Here is an 18,337-nt window from a genome sequence, read left to right as displayed (position 1 = left end):
AGTGAGCCGTGTTCCCTGGTGGCCAGCCCAACATGCAGCAGCTGCTCAAGCAGGCGCAGAAGATGCAGGAGGAGCTCGGCAAGGCTCAGCGGGAGCTGGCCGAGACGAAGGTGAGTGGTACGGCAGGCGGCGGCCTGGTCGAGGCCACCGTGACGGGTGCCGGTGAGCTGGTGGCGCTGACCATCGCCCCGGCGGCGGTCGACCCCGAGGACACCGAGACCCTGGCCGACCTGGTGCTGGCGGCCGTCCGGGACGCCAACGCGGCGGCCCAGAAGCTCCAGGCGGACCGGATGGGCCCGCTGACCCAGGGCCTCGGCGGCGGTGTCCCCGGTCTGCCGTTCTGAGGAGGCGGGCCTCCGTTCTGAGAAGGCGGGCCTCGGACCTGACGGTGCGGCCCCGGGCTGACGAGCAGACCTCGGGGCCGGTGGCCTGCCGCCTCGTGCCGTCGCGCGGCCCAGATGGCTGACAGGTAGCAGAAGCGCAGCCACGCTGTGTGATTTATGGGTAAGTCGGGCGTCGGACGGTGTGTCCGGCGCCCGATTCGTTGGATGATGGCACCGCGAGCGCGCGTACGAGCAGGCGTGGAAGCAGGCGCTGCAGCGCGCGCGGAAGCGAAGACGAGAGCACGCGACGGCACGAGGGAAGGCGCGAAGTTGTACGAGGGCGTGGTTCAGGACCTGATCGACGAGCTGGGCAGGCTGCCCGGTGTCGGGCCCAAGAGCGCGCAGCGGATCGCCTTCCACGTCCTGCAGGCCGACCCGACGGACGTCCGCCGCCTGGCGCGCGCGCTGCTGGAGGTCAAGGAGAAGGTCCGGTTCTGCGTGGTCTGCGGCAACGTCGCGGAGTCCGAGCAGTGCCGGGTCTGCCTGGACCCGCGGCGCGACCTGGCGGTGATCTGCGTGGTCGAGGAGCCCAAGGACGTCGTCGCGATCGAGCGCACCCGGGAGTTCCGCGGCCGCTACCACGTGCTGGGCGGCGCGATCAGCCCGATCGAGGGTGTCGGTCCGGACGACCTGCGGATCCGTGAGCTGCTCGGGCGGCTCGCCGACGGCACGGTCACCGAGCTGATCCTGGCGACCGACCCCAATCTGGAGGGGGAGGCAACCGCCACCTATCTGGCCCGGCTCTGCAAGCCGATGGGTCTGAAGGTCACCCGGCTGGCGAGCGGCCTGCCCGTCGGCGGGGACTTGGAGTACGCCGACGAGGTCACCCTCGGCCGGGCCTTCGAAGGGAGACGACTGCTCGATGTCTGACCACACCCGCACCCAAGCGCACTCGCACCTCCGGCACCCGCACACCAAGGCCGAGGCACCGGACGACTTCGCGGTGCAGATCGCGGACTCCATCGAGAGTTTCGTGCTCGCGGTGACCGAGGTCGCCAAGGGGGACGAACCCGGCAGCGCGATCTCGCTGCTGTTGCTGGAGGTCTCCCAGCTGCTGCTGGCGGGCGGGAGGCTCGGGGCGATCGAGGACGTCCTTCCGGAGGACCGGTTCGAGCCGGACACCGGCCCCGAGCCGGACGGGGTGGAGCTGCGCGAGCGGCTGGCCGAGCTGCTGGCGCCGATCGACGTGTACCACGAGGTCTTCGACCCGTACGGTCCGCCCGCGCGTCCGAACGCCTTCCGGATCTCGGACGACCTGGCCGGTGTGGTGAGCGAGTTGCAGCACGGTCTGACCCACTACCGCGAGGGCCGGGTCAGCGAGGCGCTGTGGTGGTGGCAGTTCTCGTACCTGTCCAACTGGGGGTCGACCTGTTCGGCGGTGCTGCGGGCGCTGCAGTCGCTGATCGCGCACGTCCGGCTCGACAGCCCGATCGGCGCGGCCGTGGAGGGTGCGGACACCGACGACGACGGGCTGACGGACGAGCAGTTGGAACAGCAGGCCGGCGACCTCATGGCGGCCGAGCTGGGCATGTGAGCCGTGCTCCGCAGCCCGGCGGGTGCGGGCGGCGGGGCACGCGGAAAGTGTGACGAAGAATTCATTGACCGGCCGGCCGGAAAAATTCCGAGCCCTTCGGCGGCGGCCCCGGCAATTCTTGTCGGCCACCGGTGGCGGGTCCGGAGACCTGACGAAAACCGCTGACCACCAGTCGATATTCGCGTCTCAGCATATGGAATACGGCTGAGGTGCCGAAAGCGCTGGATAGACTGGCTCGGACCGCAGAAGGGGCCACCCAAGTCCCCCTGAACGACACAAGTCGAGGAGCGCACGTGGGCCTTGTCGTGCAGAAGTACGGCGGCTCATCCGTTGCGGATGCCGAGGGCATCAAGCGCGTAGCCCGCCGAATCGTCGACACCAGGAAGGCCGGCCATGAGGTCGTCGTCGTGGTGTCCGCGATGGGCGACACGACGGACGAGCTCATCGAACTCGCGGAACAGGTAACCCCGATTCCGTCCGGCCGCGAGTTCGACATGCTGCTGACCGCAGGAGAGCGGATCTCCATGGCGCTGCTGGCCATGGCGATCAAAACGCTGGGTTTCGACGCCCAGTCCTTCACGGGTAGCCAGGCCGGCGTCATCACGGACGCGACGCACAACAAGGCGCGCATCATCGACGTCACGCCGGGCCGGATCCGCAACGCCCTTGACGAGGGCAACATCGCGATCGTGGCCGGATTCCAGGGTGTCTCCCAGGTCAGCAAGGACATCACCACGCTCGGCCGGGGCGGCTCGGACACCACGGCGGTCGCCCTCGCGGCGGCACTGGAGGCCGAGGTCTGCGAGATCTACACCGACGTGGACGGCGTCTTCAGCGCGGACCCGCGGGTGGTGAAGAAGGCGCGCAAGATCGACTGGATCGGGTTCGAGGACATGCTGGAGCTGGCGTCGTCCGGCTCCAAGGTCCTGCTGGACCGGTGCGTCGAGTACGCCCGGCGCTATAACATCCCGATTCACGTACGCTCGTCCTTCTCGGGGCTTCCCGGGACGATTGTGAGTGGGGCCAACCCGACCAAGCCCGAAGGGGGCGAAATGGAGCAGGCGATCATCTCCGGAGTCGCCCACGACACGTCCGAGGCCAAGGTCACGGTCGTCGGCGTACCCGACAAGCCGGGCGAGGCTGCCCGCATCTTCCGTGCCATCGCGGATGCCGAGGTCAACATCGACATGGTGGTGCAGAACGTCTCCGCCGCGTCCACCGGCCTCACCGACATCTCCTTCACCTGCCCGAAGACCGAGGGCCAGAAGGCGATCGACGCACTGGGCCGGGTCCGTGAGGGCATCGGCTTCGAGTCGCTCCGCTACGACGACGCGATCGGCAAGATCTCGCTGGTCGGCGCGGGCATGCGCTCCAACCCCGGTGTCACGGCGACCTTCTTCGAGGCGCTCTCCGAGGCGGGCGTCAACATCGAGCTGATCTCCACCTCCGAGATCCGCATCTCGGTGGTCACCCGTGCCGACGATGTGAACGAGGCCGTCCGGGCCGTGCACACCGCCTTCGGTCTGGACAGCACCACCGACGAGGCCGTCGTCTACGGCGGCACCGGCCGATGAGCCGTAAGCCCAACCTCGCGGTCGTCGGCGCCACCGGCGCCGTAGGGACCGTGATGTTGGGCCTCCTCTCCGCGCGGGAGGACGTCTGGGGCGAGATCCGGCTGATCGCGTCGCCGCGGTCGGCCGGGCGCCGGCTGACCGTGCGCGGCGAGGAGGTCGAGGTCGTCGCGCTCAGCGAGGAGGCGTTCGACGGCATCGACGTGGCGATGTTCGACGTCCCCGACGAGGTCTCCGCCCGGTGGGCGCCGATCGCGGCGGCCGAGGGCGTCGTGGTGGTGGACAACTCCGGCGCGTTCCGGATGGACCCGGACGTGCCGCTGGTCGTCCCCGAGGTGAACGCGCCGGCGGCCAGGTTCCGCCCGCGCGGCATCATCGCGAACCCGAACTGCACCACGCTCACCATGATGTGCGGCCTGGCCGCGCTGCACGCCGAGTACGGGCTGCGGGAGCTGGTGGTGGCCTCGTACCAGGCCGCCTCCGGCGCCGGGCAGTCGGGCGTGGACGCGCTGCGCGACCAGCTCAAGCAGGTCGCGGGCACCGGTGTCGGCGAGCAGACCGGCGACCTGCGTGCCGTGATCACCGACAACGGGCCGTTCCCGGCGCCGCTGGCGCTGAACGCGGTGCCGTGGGCGGGCTCGGCGGCTGCGGACGGCTGGTCCTCCGAGGAGCTCAAGGTCCGCAACGAGTCCCGCAAGATCCTCGGTCTGCCGGACCTCAAGGTCTCCGCGACCTGTGTCCGGATCCCGGTGATCACCGCGCACTCGCTGGCGGTGCACGCGGTCTTCGAGCGGGAGGTCAGCCAGGAGCACGCACAGGACATCCTGCGGGAGGCACCTGGCGTCGTGCTCTACGACAACCCGGCGGCCGGGGAGTTCCCCACCCCGAACGACGTGGTGGGCACCGACCCCACCTGGGTCGGGCGTGTTCGCCGATCGCTGGACGACCCCAACGCGCTGGACCTCTTCCTCTGCGGGGACAACCTGCGCAAGGGCGCCGCGCTGAACACCGCTCAGATCGCGGAGCTGGTCGCGGCGGAGCTCGGCGGCTGAGGCGGCGCAGGGCATCGTCCCGAGGTGCCGCGGCCGGGGCGCCGTCCGGTGATCTGCCGGCGGGTGGGAACTGCCGTTCCGTCGAGGAACTGTCGCTCGGAAGCGGACGGTCCGAATCCCCCTCCAGGGCGTTGGAGGGGGATTCTGCGTATGCGGGAGAATGTGCCTCCGGCCGGGCAACCATGACAGGGGAGCGAGTGTCCAACAGGCGTGGCGAACGTAGTGGGGGCGGTCTCCGTGGTGCCCATGGCACCCGTAATGGTGGTGCCGGTGGCGCCCGTGATGTCAGTGGTGCCCGCGGTGGCGCTGCCGCCCCGAGCAGGGCTGTTGGCCGATAGCCGGATGGGCACGGCCGCAGAGGGCGCGGCGGGAGCCAGCGTCGACCACCTCACCGAGACGTACCAGGCGCACTACCGTTCCCTGTTGCGCCTGGCCGCCCTGCTCCTGGACGACCTCTCGACCTGCGAGGACGTCGTCCAGGAGGCGTTCATCCGGGTGCACGCCGCCCGCCGCCGGGTCCGCGAACCCGAGAAGACCCTCGCCTACCTCCGGCAGACCGTCGTCAACCTCTCCCGCTCGACGCTGCGTCGGCGCATCCTCGGCCTGCGGCTGCTGCCCAAGCCGATGCCTGACATGGCCAGTGCAGAAGAGGGCGCTTACGATGCGCTGGAGCGCGACCAGTTGAAGACCGCACTGCGAGGGTTGCAACGCCGCCAGCGGGAGGTGCTCGTCCTGCGCTACTACGCGGACATGACGGAGGCGCAGGTGGCCGACGTGCTGGGGATCTCCCTCGGCTCGGTGAAGGCGTACGGATCGCGCGGCCTGGCCGCCCTGCGAGTCCTGATGGAGGCCGAGGATGACTGACGAGAGGACACCCGGCGAGGGGACGGCCGGCGACGGGCCAGCCGACGAAGGCGCGGTCCGCAGTGCAGTGGCCGACGCAGGTGCGATCGGCGACGAGCGGGAGCCGCGGCGGACGGGGGCTACTGACCGGAAGTCAGGCGGTTCGAGCCGCGCCGTTGGTGCCGGGCGTCCGGGACGGGACACCGCCGTCCGGGCCGAAGTGGCCGAAGTGGCCGGACCGGTCGACGAGGTGATGGAGCGACGGCTCCGGGAGATGCTCCACCGGTCCGTCACCGAGGTGCAGCCCGACCCGGCCGCGCTGCTGCGGATCAGGCAGGCCGTTCCGCGGCGTCGTGCCCGGCGGCGCAACCTCTGGACCGGTGCGGTTGCCGTCGTGCTGCTCGTCGCCGCCGCCGTACCGACCATCAAGGGCGTCCAGCACCTCGACCTCTCCGACGGCCCGGCCACCGGTCACACCGTCGCGGACTCGGACGGCCAGAGCCAGGTCCCGCCGTCCGAGGACGGCGGGGCGGGCCGCTCGCACCTGCCCAGGCCGGCCATTTCGGCCGACCGGTCGGGCACCGCCGCGCCCGGCAACGGGGCCAGCTCCGCTGCCGCCAGCCCCTCTCCGGGGACCGACGGCAGCCCGGCGGCCGGGAACACACCGGTGCCCGACTGCGTACGGGCCGACCTCGGTGACGGCAGCTCCCATCTGGCCACCGCGGACGGCAGCGGCAAGGTGTACGGCTGGTTCACCGTGTTCAACACCTCCGGGCGCAGCTGTGAGCTGACCGGTCCGGGGACGGTCGCGGTCAGCTCGGCGGACGGCGGCCCGGCGGCGAAGGTCAGGGTGTTGGTCCACCAGGCCGGCGACCCGGCGATCGGCCTGCCCGACCCGGGCCCGGCGACCGGGCTGCTGGTGCTGCCGCCGAACGGCGGGTACCAGATCCGGTTCGGCTGGGTGCCGGACCTGCAGTGTCCGAACACCGGCGGGGGCCCGGCCAGCCCCGCCGCACCGGCCCCGCAGACGGCGCCCTCGGTCGCGGCCGCGCCGGGCGCCGAGGCCTCGCCCCAGGCCACGGCCTCGCCCAGCGCCGCCCCGAGCCCCAGCAGCTCCCCGCCGCCCAGCACGCCGTCGAGCATCACGCTGGCGCACACGCCGGAGTCCGGCGGCGCGGCCGCCGCGACCGCCCAGGTCAGCGCGGCCTGCACCGGGACGGTGTACCGCACCGCACCCGAGGCCGTTCCGGCGGCGGGTGCGGAGCCGCCGTCCGACAGCCCGGCCTCGGGCTCGGCCGGGAAGTAGCCGGCGGTCGCGGGCCTCGGGCGGGGCGGTACCGCGCTGCGGGGGCGGCGGCCGGGCCGGTCCGCGGCGCACGGCCGCCCGCCGGACCGCCAGCCGGGGCTGCGGCCGGACGCGGCCGGGACAGCGGGCGCGACGGCCCCGGGGGACCGGACGGGTGTGAGGAATGGTTACCGTGGTGGGCGTGTACCGGTTTCTCCTGACTTCGCGCTGGCTGGGTGGCACAGTCCTGGCCCTGGTCGCCATCGCGGTCTGCCTCTGGCTCGGCTCCTGGCAGCTCGGGCGCTTCGAGGACCGGGTCTCCACCCACAAGGACAGCGGCAGCTCGGCGAAGGCGCCGCAGGCGGCCGCCCCGCTGTCCTCGGTACTGAACGGCGGGACGGCCGAGGTCGGCACCGACACGGTCGGCCGCGAGGTCACCGTCGCCGGCAGCTACGACCCGGCGCACCAGCTGTTGGTTCCCAACCGCACGGTGGACGGCAGGAACGGCTTCTACGTCCTCACCCCGCTGCGCACCGCCGACGGGCCGGCCGTGGCCGTCGTGCGCGGCTGGGTGCCCGGCGCGCCGGACGGCTCCGGTACGGGCACGGCGAGCAGTACGGTCCCGGTGCCCGCCGCGCCGGCCGGGCAGGTGACCGTGACCGGCCGGCTGCAGGCTCCGGAGAACAGCGGCAGCGGCGGTGCGGTGGCCGGCGGGCTGCCGGCCGGCCAGCTGGGCACGATCAGCCCGGCGACCCTGGTCAACGTGCTGCCGTACCGCTCCTACGACGGCTGGGTGGCCGCCGACGCCGCGCCGGCCGGGCTCACCGCCGTGCCCACCGTCCAGCCGCAGGGCGGGGACGGGCTGAGCCTGCGGGCGTTCCAGAACCTCGGCTACACGCTGGAGTGGTTCGTCTTCGCGGGGTTCGTCGTCTTCATGTGGTTCCGCCTGGTCCGGCGGGAGGCGGAGCTGCTCCAGGACCGGGCACTCGGCCTCGACCCGGCCCTGGACTGAGGCGGGCCCGGGGGCTCACTGCCGCCCCCGGGGAACGGACCGGGTTCCCCGGGGGCTGAGCGGCTGCCAGGCCCGGGTGGTCACCCTTCGCGGGCGGGCAGGTGCCGCAGCGCGAAGTCGATCTCCAGCCGGAGCTGCTTGATCCGCTCGTCGACCACCAGCGAGCCGTGGCCGGCGTCGTAGCGGTAGACCTCGTGCACCTTTTCGAGCTGCTCCAGCCGCTCGACGTAGTTCTCGATCTGGCGGATCGGGCAGCGCGGGTCGTTGACCCCGGCGCTGATGTACACCGGTGCCTTGACCTGCTCGACGTACGTCAGCGGGGAGGAGGCGTGCCAGCGGTCCGGGACCTCCTCCGGGGTGCCGCCGAAGAGCGTCCGGTCCAGGGACTTGAGCGCCTCCATCTCGTCGGCGTACGCGGTGAGGTAGTCGGCGACCGGGACGGCGGCCAGGCCGAGCGTCCAGCTGTCCGGCTGGGTGCCGAGGCCGAGCAGGGTCAGGTAGCCGCCCCAGGAGCCGCCGGAGAGCACCAGCCTCGCCGGGTCGGCGAGGCCGGAGGCCACCGCCCAGTCGCGGACGGCGCCGATGTCCTCCAGCTCGATCAGGCCGATCCGCTCGCTCAGCGCGTCCGTCCAGGCCTGGCCGTAGCCGGTGGAGCCGCGGTAGTTGACCCGGACCACCGCGAAGCCGTGGTCCAGCCAGGCGGCGGGACCGGCGGCGAAGGAGTCGCTGTCGTGGTGGGTCGGGCCGCCGTGGATCTCGAAGACGGTCGGGAAGGGGCCCTGGCCGTTCGGCCGCTGGACCAGCGCGTGCACCCGGCCGCCGGGGCCCTCCACCCACGCGTCCTCCACCGGGACGGACCCGGGCGGCACCGGCCCGGCGGCGCGCAGCACCACCGTGCCGGCGGTGGACCGCACCGCGGGGGGTTCGGCGGCGCAGGACCAGAGGAACTCGACCGTCCCGTCCGGGCGGGCGGTCGCGCCCGCGACCGTGCCGCGCGGGGTGTCCAGGCGGACCAGCTCGCCCCGCTCCAGGTCGTACGAGAACAGTTCGCTGCGGGCCTCGTACTCGTGCTCCACCAGCAGCGCCCGCGCACCCGGCCGCCACTGCGCGGAGAGGTCGCCGGGGAACTCGCGGCCCTGCTCGTCGCGGAGCGCCAGCTCGGTCTCCGCGCCGGTGGCGACGTCCCAGAGCATCGGCTCCCAGCGGCCCCTGCGCTGGTGGGCGACGAGCAGCCGGGTGTCGCCGTCGGCCGGGGCGAAGCCCAGGCATGTGACACCGCAGGGGTTCCGGCGGCCGGTCACCTCGTCCAGCTCGGCGACGGTGGAGCCGTCCGAGACCCGGACCACCCGGAGCGCCGAGTGCATCGCGTCACCGTGCTCGGTGTGCTCGATGGCCAGCAGCGCGGAGTCGTACGAGAGGTCGCCGACGCTGCCGTACTCGGGGTGCTGGTACAGCCTCTCGACCTCGGTGCCGCCGGGGCGGCGCAGGTAGACGGCGGTGCCGTCGTCGTCCGTGGAGGTGCCGACCACCACGGTGCCGTCGCGGCCGATCGCGAGGCCCGCCGAGTACGCGGCGGGCACGCCGGGGACGGCCTCCTCGTCGGTGCCCAGGGACCGCCCGGCGCCGTCCGCGCCTCCCGTGCGGTCGCTCCCGGTGGCGGCGGTCGCCGGGCCGGTCGGGAAGGGCCGGCGGCGCCAGACGCCGAACTCGTCACCGTCGGTGTCGTCGAACCACCAGATCCACTCGCCGTCCGGGCTCAGCTCGGCGTCCGTGGTCCCGTTCGGGCGGTCGGTGACCTGCCGGTGCTGGTCGGTCGACCGGTCCCAGGCGTAGACCTCGTAGGTGCCGGTGGCGTTGGACACGTACAGCGCCCGCTCGGGGGCGTCCTCGGCCCAGTCCGGCAGCGTTACCCGCGCCGCCCGGAACCGCTGCTCCCACGCAGGTGCTGCGCTCTGCTGCTCACTCATTCCCCCATCCAACCCGATGTCGGGCGCCGAGCGGAATGCCGTGGGAACCGGGCCGGATCCCGGCTCTCCCGGCACGCCGCCCGGCGCCGCCGTCCCCGGGCCGCCGCCGGCCGAGGAGCCGGGCGAGGAGCCGGGCGAGGGCCCGGCGGGACTGCGGCGAGGGACGCGGGCGCAGGGCAGGGGCGGGACGGGGAGCGGGGTCAGGCGGCCGGAACCTTGTCGAGGAAGCCGAGCACCGCGCTGATCCGGCCGTCCTCGTCCACGGTGACGACGTCGAAGCCGACCACCAGCGCCTCGGCGCCGGCCGGACCGAGGTCCCAGGTGAACCGGGCCAGGTGGTGGTGGGCGTCCACCGGGCCGAGGGTGAATGCCAGGCCGGGGAACTGGGCCCGGGCCGCGCCGATGGTCGCGTCGATCGCGTCCCGCCCCCGGACGTCCACCAGCGGATCGGTGTAGCTGCCGTCCTCGGCCCACAGCTCATCGATCAGCTTGCGACGGGCGGCCTGGTCGGTCTCGTTCCAGACGGCGATGTAGCGCTCGGCCACCTGCTGGAGGTCGGTCATCTTCCTGCTCCTTCGGCTCGTTCGGTGATCTCTTCCGGGGCGCCTGCCGGGGTGTTCCCGGTGCTGCGTTCCTCCGATGGCATGAAGGTACGGCGGGGCGGGGTGACGGCGAATCAGTCACGGATGAGTCATCGCGGCGGCCGGTATCCGCACCGGCGTAGGTAGGGTGCAAGCCATGTTGTTCGGGAGGGCGGAGGAGCAGGCGGCCATCGGCCGGCTGCTCGACGGGGCGAGGGCGGGTCGCAGCGGGGTCCTGGTGCTGCGGGGCGAACCGGGCATCGGGAAGAGCGCGTTGCTGGACCACGCGGAGCGCGTGGCGCTGGCGGGAGCGGGCCCGGGGCCCGGCGGGGCGGACGGAGGCGCGGCAGGCGCCACCGGGCCGGGTGTGCCGGGCCCCGGGGGTGCGGGGAAAGGGGTGGCCGGAAAATGGGTGGCCAGCTCGGACCCTTGGTACGAGGGCGAGTTCGGGGCCGGCGGCCCGGCGACGGCGAACGGGCAGCCGCCGTTCCGGGTGGTCCGGGCCACCGGGGTCGAGTACGAGGCGGAGCTGCCGTTCGCCGGGCTCAGCCTGCTGCTGGCCCCGGGGCTCGACCGGCTGGCCGCGCTGCCCGCCCCGCAACGGCGGGCGCTGGAAGCGGCGTTCGGGCTGACCGACCAACCGGCGGACCCCTCGGGAGCCTCGTCCGGGTCGGCCGCCCCGGCGGCCGACCGGCTGCTCGCCGGGCTCGCCACCCTCGCCCTGCTGGCCGAACTCGCCACCGACGGGCCGCTGTTGTGCCTGGTGGACGATGCCCAGTGGCTGGACCGGGCCTCGGCGGAGGCGCTGCTGCTGGCCGCCCGGCGCCTCGGCAACGAGGGCGTGGTGCTGCTCTTCGCCGCCCGTGACGGTGAAGGCTCCTTTCCCGCGCCGGGGTTGCCGGAACTCCCGCTGGCGGCACTGTCCCCGGCCGCCGCGTCCGCACTGCTCGCCGCGCTGCCGCCGGGCCGGGACTCGGACGGAGGGAGCGGGGACGCCCAGGACGCCGCCAGGATCGCCGCCGTCCACCGGCGGGTCCTCGCCGAGGCGCGGGGGAATCCGCTGGCGCTCACCGAACTGCCCGCCGCGCTCGCCGCCGAGCAGTCCGGTGCCGTCGGCGCGGTCCCGCTCACGAGCCGCCTGCAACTCGCCTTCCACGGCCAGGTGTCCAGGCTTCCGGCCGCCACCCAGACCCTGCTGCTGGTCGCCGCCGCAGAGGAGACCGGGGACCTGCGGGTCGTACTGTCCGCCGCGGCGGCTCTCGGCGCCGGCCCCGAGAGCCTGCCGCCGGCGGAGCGGCCGGGGCTGCTCAGGCTGTCGGCCGACGAGCGGCTGGTGTTCCGGCACCCGCTGATCCGTGCCGCGATCATGCAACGAGCCCCGCTGACCCAACGGTTGGCGGCGCACCGGGCCATCGGCGAGGCGCTGGACGAGGGCGACCGCCGTACCTGGCACCTAGCCCTCGCCGCGACCGGGCCCGACGCCGGCCTCGCCGACGCGTTGGAGCGTACGGCCCTGCGGGCCGGAGCCCGGGGCGGTCCCAGCGGCGCGGCCTCGGCGTACGAGCGGGCCGCCCGGTTGACCCCCGACCGGTTCACTGCCGTCCGGCGGCTGGTGCTGGCCGCCGAATCCGCCACCGACGCCGGCGAGTTGGACCGGGCGGCGGCACTGGCCGAGCGTGCACTGGCCCGTACGGACGGCCTGCCCCACCTCGACGGACGGGGGCGGCCGCTCGCGGTGGCGCTGCTGGAGCACATCAGGGCGACCGCGCAGTTCTGGCGCGGCGCCTACCCGGCCGCGTACGAGCTCCTGATGGCGGCCGCGACGTCCGAGATCGAGGCCACGCACGCCGCCCGGATGCTGTTCCAGGCGTTCCACGCGGCCTGGTACCTGGGGGAGGAGCAACTGGCCGCCGTACTGGACCGGTTGGCCGCGCTGGAGCTGCCGAGCGGGGATCCGGCCGGGCCGCCGGCCCGGTACCTGCTCGCCGCCGCGCTGCCGGTGGTCGGCGGTCCGGCGCCGGAACTGCCGCCGGTGGACGAGACGGTGGCGGCGGCCCGGCGGGCGGGCGCGGACGCCGTCAGGGACCTGGTGCAGGTCTGCGGGGCCACCCTGATCCTCGGACGGGACGAGGAGACCTACCGGCTCGCCGCCGCTCTGGTGGCCGAGGCCCGGGCCGAGGGCGCGGTCGGGCAGCTGCCGACCCTGCTGTACTTCCTCGCCGAGGCCGAACTCTTCCACGGACGCCACCGCGATGCCGAGGTCACCGCGACCGAGGGCCTGGCGCTGGCGGCCGACACCGGGCAGCGCCAGTGGGTGAGCCAGCTGAGGAGCCTGCTCGCCCACCTGGCGGCGCTCGCCGGTGCCGACGGCCCCTGCACGGAGCTGACCGCGGCGGCGCTGGACGGGCCGGGCTCCGCACCGGCGGCCGGGTACCCGTGGGCGCAGTGGGCGTCGGGGCTGCTCGACCTCGGGCAGGGGCGGGCGGGGCTGGCCGCCGACCGGCTGGAACGGCTGGCCGGCGGCCGGTTCCGGCACCATGTCTCCGCCACCCGGGCGGTGCCCGATCTCGTCGAGGCGGTGGTCCGGCTGGGCGAGCCGGAGCGCGCGGCCGAGCCGTACGAGCGCTTCGCGCGGTGGGCCGCGGTCACCGGCCGGTCCTGGGCGCAGGCGCTGGTGCTGCGCTGTCAGGCGCTGCTCGCACCCCCGGAGTTGGCGGAGTCGGCGTACCGGTCCGCGCTCGAACTGCACCAGCGGGACCACCGCCCCTTCGAACAGGCGCGGACCGCGCTGCTGTTCGGTGAGTGGCTGCGCCGGGAACGGCGCCGGACCGAGGCCCGCTCCTGGCTCACCACCGCGCTGGAGTCCTTCGAACAGCTCGGCGCCGCCCCCTGGGCGGACCGGGCCCGCACCGAGCTGACCGCCACCGGCTCCACCGCCCCCGCGGGGCAGGCGGCCGGTCCGCTCGCCGCCCTCACCCCGCAGGAGCTGCAGATCGTCCGGCTCGCGGCGCAGGGCCTCACCAACCGGGACATAGCCGCGCAGCTGTTCCTCAGCCCGCGTACGGTCGGCCACCACCTCTACAAGGCCTACCCGAAGCTGGGGGTCGCCTCGCGCGGCGAACTCAGCGATCTGGACGGTGTGCTGACGGGGACGTGAGGTGGTCGGAACGGCCGTCGAGCGCTGCGTCCAGCACGGTCTGCAGGGAGTGTTCGAGTTCCGCCGCGCGCCTCGGGTCGGCCGCGATGGCCGCGTAGTGCCAGCCGGCGTCGGGGGAGACGGATTCGACGGACAGCACCACGCCCTCACCCCGCTCGTGGGAGTAGGCGAGGCCACAGTCCCGCAGCAGTGCCTGGACGGCCGCCAGATCCGTGGGGTGCGGGCCGGGCCTGGTGTCGGTCAGCCAGGCGAGCTCGGAGCGGCCGCTCACCGAGGCCAGCCGTTGCACCATGGCCTGCCTCGTCGTGGTGGCGGTACGGCGGACGTTGCTCTCCACCGCGTACACCGCCGAGTCCTCGGCCACCCCGGCGTCGATGCTGAACCTGCCCCGGTAGTCGAGGTCCGCCAGGTAGCCGCCGAGGGCCATCCCGGCCCGCTCCAGTTCCCGGCGAACTCCGCCGGCCCGCGCGCCGCGGTCCGCGCCGTCGCAGTCCGCAGCGTCGTCGACGGTGCCTTCGCGGCCGGGCCCCGGCTCGGTCAGGGGCGAGGCGAATCCGTGGTAGCTGCAGTCCCGGGTGCGCATCTCGCCGGTGTAGACGACGGTCGGGCCGGTGGGGCCCACCTCCATCTGCACGCTGACGTCGCGGACGAAGGGGACGTACTCCTCGACCACCCACCCCTCGGCCCGCTGCTCTCCGGGCTGGTGGCGGCGGGTCAGTCGTGGAAGGTCCGCGCGGGTGAGGATCCGCAGGCCGTCTCCGCCGGCCGCCCTGGCGGGCTTCACCAGCACGCGGGGGTACCGGTCGAGCAGTGCGCGCACGCCGGCGACGACCTCGGACCAGTCACGGCAGGAGCGGCCCGCCGGCACCCGGATGCCCAGGCTCCGCGCGGCCTGACGGAAGCCGCTCTTGGTGTTGAGCCGGTCCACCGCCTCGAGCGCGCTCTCCGGCACCGCCTCCGCGGCCTCGCCCCCCGGGACGGCGCCGCGGGCCCGGCGACGGTACCCGTCCCCGTACCCGGACACCGGCAGGCCGAGCTCGGCGGCGAGCCGGACCGTCGACCGGTCCAGCACGATGGGCAGCAGTTCGATGCCGGGCCGCTCGGCGACCAGGGCGCGCAGCCGGCCGCCGAGCCCCGGGGTGCGGTCGATCGCCTCGGCGAGCGGCAGCGTCGGATCGGCGTCGGTGCTGATCACGGTGACCGATTCGGGTGCCGTGCCGAGCAGGCCGCAGGCGTACCGCCGGAAGTCCCGGCTCACCGGGAACTGCGTCACCAGGACGTCCCCGGGACGCGTCAGCCAGACCTTCCGGGAGGACTGCGCCATCCCGTGCAGGTTCAGGTCGGCCGCCTGGCGGCCGCAGACCACGTCGGAGACGAAGTTCGCGAACAGCAGCAGCGGCCCGCGGCCTGGGCCTCCTCCTCCGGGAGCCCCGCCGCACCGGTTCTCCTCGCCCGTGCCCTCGCCGCCGCCGGTCGTGCCGTCCCCGCCGTCGCCACCTGCCCTGTCGCGCATGCGCGCAGCCAAGCACGGCGGACGGCTGCCACCCGGTCGGCCACCCGGCTGCGCGGGGGACGTCACCCTTTCGTACCCGTCCGCCGCGCCGGCCGTCCGGGCTGCGGACAGTCTGGGGCCGATGATGCGTGACACCCCGCCCGACAGCGCCCTCACCGCCGTGAACGGGTGGCTCGGCGATCCCGAGCTGTTCCCGTTCGACGCCGTCCTGCGCGAGATCCAGATCACGGGCAAGCACTTCCTCCCGGGGCCGCTGGCCACCGCGCTGGAGGGCGCCCGCGTGCTCTGCCGGAGCGGCGCGGCGCCCGGCGATGCGTGCGGGGGATCCGTGTTGCGGGCCTTCCTGGACTGTGCGCTCGACAAGCAGGACGGCCGCTACGGCTACCGCAGTTACCTCTGCCTGCCCCTGCTGGAGGACTTGGTCCACGGACCCCGGCCGCGGGTCGCCGGCACCGAGCTGGTCGGCCTGCTCATCGCCGACGCACTGCGGTACGAACTGGCCGCGGACGGCGACGGTCCGGCCACCCTGGCGCAGGGGCGCCCGGACGCCACGGTCCGGTACAAGCGGCTGCGGTACGGCCTGCGGCTGTTGAGCGGCTACGCGCCGACCGGGAGCGAGACCCCGGACGTCGACCGGCTCAGCCACGCCCGGGGGCCGGAGCTGCCGGAGCTGGAGAAGGTGCTCGACTCGCTGGCACCGCAGGTGGATCCGGTGGTCGGCCGGCGGATCGCGCTCAGCATGCAGCCGGTCTACGTGCTGCACGACGAGTACCTCTTCCTCCGGGTCCTGCAGAGCTACGAGACGGTGTTCACCGCTCTGGTGGGCTGCGCCCGCCAGGCCCGCGACCTGCTCGGCCGACGTCGGCCCGGCGGTGCGGTGGCGGCGCTGACCGAGGCCGCCGAGCAACTGGACCGGGCGAGCCTGCTGTTCAGCCTGCTGGCCACGATGGACATCGGCGGGTTCCGGCGGTTCAGGCAGTACACCGAGGGATCGAGTGCCATCCAGTCCGAGCAGTACAAGCGGTTCGAGTGGCTCTGCGGCAGCCCGCGCGAGGAACGCCGGCTCTCGCCCGCCTTCGGCAGCGTGCCGTCGGTGGCCGAGCAGGCCGCCGCCGACCCCGGCAGCATCTCGCTGGCCTATCTCGCGGTCCGCGAGTCGAAGTCCTTCACCGCGGAGCAGTGGTCTGCCCTCGATGCCGCGCTGGCCCGGCTGGAGCACAGCCACCAGCACTGGAAGGCGACGCACCACTCGCTCGCCGCCAGGATGATCGGCGACGCGGCCGGCTCGGGCTACACGGCGGGGGTCCCGTACCTGGACGACTGCCTCGGCAACCGGCTGTTCTGGCGCCTGGGCGAGCGGTACCTGCCCATGTCCCGGGAGCCGGACCGCCGCCGCTAGGCCCGGGCAGCCGGGAGCGGTGCTCAGGGGGGTGGTGGCCGCCCGGCGGTAGCGGGAAGCTGAAGACAAGGCGTCCGCACACCCGAGAAGGTGAACACGATGACGTTCCTCCAGCTCATCGAGTACGAGACCACGCAGAAGGCCCGGGTCGACGATCTGTTGGACGAGTGGCTGAAGGCCACCGAGGGCAGGCGCACCGCGACCCACGAGATGCTCGGCCAGGACCGGGACAAGCCGTCGCACTTCGTCAACATCGTCGAGTTCCCCAGCTACGAGAAGGCCATGGCCAACAGCGCCCTGCCGGAGACCCAGCACGTCGCCGAGGAGATGCGCGGGCTCTGCGACGGCGAGCCGCGCTTCGTCAACCTGGACATCGTCCGCGACGAGAAGTGGTAGGAGGCGAGCGGCACAGCCAGAGGAATTCGCGGCGCCGGCAGCAGAGGAGTCCGGTCCATGGCCGCCGATGGGACGGCACCGTGATGCTTCTCGAACCGTTCGCGGGCGCCGAGCCGCCGGGCGCCTCGGCGCGGCCGTCCGCGCCGCCGGCTGATCTCCGGGGCACCGGCTACGGGGCCGGTGCCCCGGCGGCGGGCCGCAGCGAGCTGAACCAGCGGACGATCTCGGCCGTGGCGACCACGTTGGACCCGAGGTGGGTGGAGTTCTGGTAGGGGGCGGCGGGCAGGTCGGTGACGGTGGCCGGCACGCCGGCGGAGTGGAGGGCCGCGGCGCAGTGGTCGGTGTTGGCGGCGGTGGCCTCGGTGTCGGAGCGGGTGGCGAACAGGCGCACCGGGGCGTGCGTCGACCAGCCGGAGCACACGCTGTCGGCGGTCCGGAGGGCGGCGAGGAGCCGGCCGTTCGGGTGGCGCAGCAAGTTCAGGCCCCGTGGGGTGAGGAGCGCGTCGAGGGTGCCGGGGGTGCCCGCCATGAGCTGCTCAGCGGTGTGGTTCCCGTCGAAGAGCCGCTCGATCGAGTCGGTGTACGGCGGGCGGAACACCTCGGAGGGCGAGGCGTAGAGGTGGTGCAGCCGGTTCCAGGACACCAGTAGGTACGCCGCGTACAGCACACCCATCTTCGCGGTGATCCGGCCGCCGGTCAGCGCTGGCAGCTCGACGTCCCGCAGGGCGTACGCGCCGCTGACCGGGGCGACGGCGCCGAGGCGGAACCGCGGATCGGCACCCCGGTCCAGCGCCTCGGCCAGTCCCAGTGCGGCGGAGGCGCCCTGGGAGAAGCCGGTGACCAGTACCTCGCGGTCCAGTGTCCGCCGGGAGTGGCCGCCGGCGGCGGTGCGGGCGCCGCCGCGCACGAAGTCGCTCGCGGCGCGGAGCATGTCCAGCGAGGCCGTGGTCTCCGAGGGCAGGTCCATGTACGGGTGGAACCCCGGTCCGGTGCCCAGCCCCAGGTAGTCGGGCGCCACCGCGGCGAACCCGGCCGCGCCGTAGCTGAGTTCGGGTGAGGTGGCGAAGTCGTGCTGCTGCTCCGACGGCGCGTCGCCCCGGTAACTGGTGGTGCCGTGCTCGAAGACCACGGTGCGCAGGGTGCGCGCTCCGCCGTGCGGCAGGACGAGCAGCCCGCTCGCGGTCGTCGAGCGGCCCTGCGGGTCGACCGTCCGGTACACCAGCCGGTAGGTGTCCACCCCGTACCGGGCGGCGTCGGCGGAGAACCCGGTGCCGGTCAGCTCGGCGGCGGTCTCCCGAGCCGTCAGGGAGCGCAGGTGGCTGTGGGACACCAGCTGCCCCCGGTGGTGGGCGGCCAGGCGGGTCGGGGTGCCCTCGGGTGCGGCCGCCGCCGAGCTGGCACCGGTGGCGAAGGCTCCGGCGGCGAGAGCGGAGGCGGTCGTCAGGGCCGCCAACCTGCCCGGGCCGTAACGGCGTTGGCGCGTACGAGTGGTCTCTTCCGCGAGCGTCGAGTTCATGGCAACCACGGTAGGAGCCCGGCGTCCTGAGGTCGCCCCGGGCAGCCACCGTCATGGGGTGGGGTTATCCCGAAGGGCGGCGGTGGTGCCGGAATCCCGTGCGCGGCGGCCGCTGCCGGACGGCGCGC

At 73.9% G+C, this 18,337-nt stretch carries 15 protein-coding genes; 11 read left to right on the top strand and 4 right to left on the bottom strand.

What is annotated here, in order from left to right:
- Positions 1–32: 32 nt before the first annotated feature.
- From ACZ5ON_RS21530 to ACZ5ON_RS21495, 8 genes are all read left to right on the top strand, one after another.
- A complete protein-coding gene (locus ACZ5ON_RS21530; RefSeq protein WP_465595244.1) occupies positions 33–344 on the top strand; it encodes a YbaB/EbfC family nucleoid-associated protein in 312 nt (103 codons plus the stop codon).
- Between the two features lie 309 nt (positions 345–653).
- Complete coding sequence (gene recR, locus ACZ5ON_RS21525) at positions 654–1,253, top strand: recombination mediator RecR (protein WP_465594901.1); 600 nt, start codon at positions 654–656, stop codon at positions 1,251–1,253.
- Positions 1,246–1,917: a DUF5063 domain-containing protein gene (locus ACZ5ON_RS21520; protein ID WP_465594898.1), complete on the top strand. Its 672-nt coding sequence runs from the start codon at positions 1,246–1,248 to the stop codon at positions 1,915–1,917. The genes recR and ACZ5ON_RS21520 overlap by 8 nt, the downstream gene beginning before the upstream one ends.
- A gap of 293 nt (positions 1,918–2,210) precedes the next feature.
- Entirely contained in the window at positions 2,211–3,491 is a 1,281-nt protein-coding gene (locus ACZ5ON_RS21515; protein WP_465594895.1) for an aspartate kinase, read from the top strand.
- The gene (locus tag ACZ5ON_RS21510) at positions 3,488–4,540 is read left to right on the top strand and encodes an aspartate-semialdehyde dehydrogenase (protein ID WP_465594892.1); all 1,053 of its coding nucleotides are present in this window, start codon (positions 3,488–3,490) and stop codon (positions 4,538–4,540) included. Before ACZ5ON_RS21515 ends, ACZ5ON_RS21510 begins: the two co-directional genes overlap by 4 nt.
- Positions 4,541–4,822: 282 nt before the next feature.
- Positions 4,823–5,404, top strand: a complete 582-nt coding sequence (locus ACZ5ON_RS21505; protein ID WP_465595241.1) for a SigE family RNA polymerase sigma factor — start codon at positions 4,823–4,825, stop codon at positions 5,402–5,404.
- Entirely contained in the window at positions 5,397–6,689 is a 1,293-nt protein-coding gene (locus ACZ5ON_RS21500) for a hypothetical protein (protein ID WP_465594889.1), read from the top strand. Before ACZ5ON_RS21505 ends, ACZ5ON_RS21500 begins: the two co-directional genes overlap by 8 nt.
- 181 nt (positions 6,690–6,870) lie before the next feature.
- Positions 6,871–7,680, top strand: a complete 810-nt coding sequence (locus ACZ5ON_RS21495) for an SURF1 family protein (protein WP_465594886.1) — start codon at positions 6,871–6,873, stop codon at positions 7,678–7,680.
- A gap of 80 nt (positions 7,681–7,760) precedes the next feature.
- On the opposite strand, the gene ACZ5ON_RS21490 is transcribed toward ACZ5ON_RS21495, so the two are convergent.
- The gene (locus ACZ5ON_RS21490) at positions 7,761–9,647 is read right to left on the bottom strand and encodes a S9 family peptidase (protein WP_465594884.1); all 1,887 of its coding nucleotides are present in this window, start codon (positions 9,645–9,647) and stop codon (positions 7,761–7,763) included.
- Positions 9,648–9,847: 200 nt separating this feature from the next.
- The gene (locus tag ACZ5ON_RS21485; protein ID WP_465594882.1) at positions 9,848–10,210 is read right to left on the bottom strand and encodes a nuclear transport factor 2 family protein; all 363 of its coding nucleotides are present in this window, start codon (positions 10,208–10,210) and stop codon (positions 9,848–9,850) included.
- A gap of 175 nt (positions 10,211–10,385) precedes the next feature.
- Between ACZ5ON_RS21485 and ACZ5ON_RS21480 the strand changes: the two genes are divergently transcribed.
- Complete coding sequence (locus tag ACZ5ON_RS21480) at positions 10,386–13,385, top strand: helix-turn-helix transcriptional regulator (protein ID WP_465594880.1); 3,000 nt, start codon at positions 10,386–10,388, stop codon at positions 13,383–13,385.
- Here ACZ5ON_RS21480 and ACZ5ON_RS21475 read toward each other — a convergent pair.
- The gene (locus tag ACZ5ON_RS21475; RefSeq protein WP_465594877.1) at positions 13,351–14,898 is read right to left on the bottom strand and encodes a preATP grasp domain-containing protein; all 1,548 of its coding nucleotides are present in this window, start codon (positions 14,896–14,898) and stop codon (positions 13,351–13,353) included. The two genes, ACZ5ON_RS21480 and ACZ5ON_RS21475, sit on opposite strands and share 35 nt — an antisense overlap.
- Between ACZ5ON_RS21475 and ACZ5ON_RS21470 the strand changes: the two genes are divergently transcribed.
- On the top strand, positions 14,897–16,297 hold the full coding sequence (locus ACZ5ON_RS21470) for a tryptophan 2,3-dioxygenase (RefSeq protein WP_465594874.1): 1,401 nt from the start codon (positions 14,897–14,899) through the stop codon (positions 16,295–16,297). The genes ACZ5ON_RS21475 and ACZ5ON_RS21470 overlap by 2 nt on opposite strands.
- A 99-nt stretch (positions 16,298–16,396) precedes the next feature.
- Positions 16,397–16,693 (top strand): hypothetical protein, encoded by a 297-nt coding sequence (locus ACZ5ON_RS21465; protein WP_465594871.1) that lies wholly within the window; start codon positions 16,397–16,399, stop codon positions 16,691–16,693.
- 169 nt (positions 16,694–16,862) lie between these two features.
- Here ACZ5ON_RS21465 and ACZ5ON_RS21460 read toward each other — a convergent pair whose 3' ends face one another.
- Positions 16,863–18,209, bottom strand: coding sequence for an alpha/beta hydrolase family protein (locus ACZ5ON_RS21460; RefSeq protein WP_465594869.1), 1,347 nt, complete (start codon positions 18,207–18,209; stop codon positions 16,863–16,865).
- Positions 18,210–18,337 lie beyond the last annotated feature (128 nt).

This window comes from Kitasatospora sp. NPDC032150, from assembly GCF_055579945.1.
Note: the sequence above shows the minus strand (reverse complement) of the source record. Positions and strands in the feature narration are given on the sequence as shown.

Coding starts and splice junctions, on each gene's coding strand:
- ACZ5ON_RS21480 (WP_465594880.1), top strand. CDS start 10,386: ATGTTGTTCGGGAGGGCGGAGGAGCAGGCGGCCATCGGCCGGCTGCTC.
- ACZ5ON_RS21460 (WP_465594869.1), bottom strand. CDS start 18,209: ATGAACTCGACGCTCGCGGAAGAGACCACTCGTACGCGCCAACGCCGT.
- ACZ5ON_RS21475 (WP_465594877.1), bottom strand. CDS start 14,898: ATGCGCGACAGGGCAGGTGGCGACGGCGGGGACGGCACGACCGGCGGC.
- ACZ5ON_RS21485 (WP_465594882.1), bottom strand. CDS start 10,210: ATGACCGACCTCCAGCAGGTGGCCGAGCGCTACATCGCCGTCTGGAAC.
- ACZ5ON_RS21530 (WP_465595244.1), top strand. CDS start 33: ATGCAGCAGCTGCTCAAGCAGGCGCAGAAGATGCAGGAGGAGCTCGGC.
- ACZ5ON_RS21520 (WP_465594898.1), top strand. CDS start 1,246: ATGTCTGACCACACCCGCACCCAAGCGCACTCGCACCTCCGGCACCCG.
- ACZ5ON_RS21505 (WP_465595241.1), top strand. CDS start 4,823: ATGTCAGTGGTGCCCGCGGTGGCGCTGCCGCCCCGAGCAGGGCTGTTG.
- ACZ5ON_RS21470 (WP_465594874.1), top strand. CDS start 14,897: ATGCGCGCAGCCAAGCACGGCGGACGGCTGCCACCCGGTCGGCCACCC.
- ACZ5ON_RS21510 (WP_465594892.1), top strand. CDS start 3,488: ATGAGCCGTAAGCCCAACCTCGCGGTCGTCGGCGCCACCGGCGCCGTA.
- ACZ5ON_RS21490 (WP_465594884.1), bottom strand. CDS start 9,647: ATGAGTGAGCAGCAGAGCGCAGCACCTGCGTGGGAGCAGCGGTTCCGG.
- ACZ5ON_RS21500 (WP_465594889.1), top strand. CDS start 5,397: ATGACTGACGAGAGGACACCCGGCGAGGGGACGGCCGGCGACGGGCCA.
- ACZ5ON_RS21465 (WP_465594871.1), top strand. CDS start 16,397: ATGACGTTCCTCCAGCTCATCGAGTACGAGACCACGCAGAAGGCCCGG.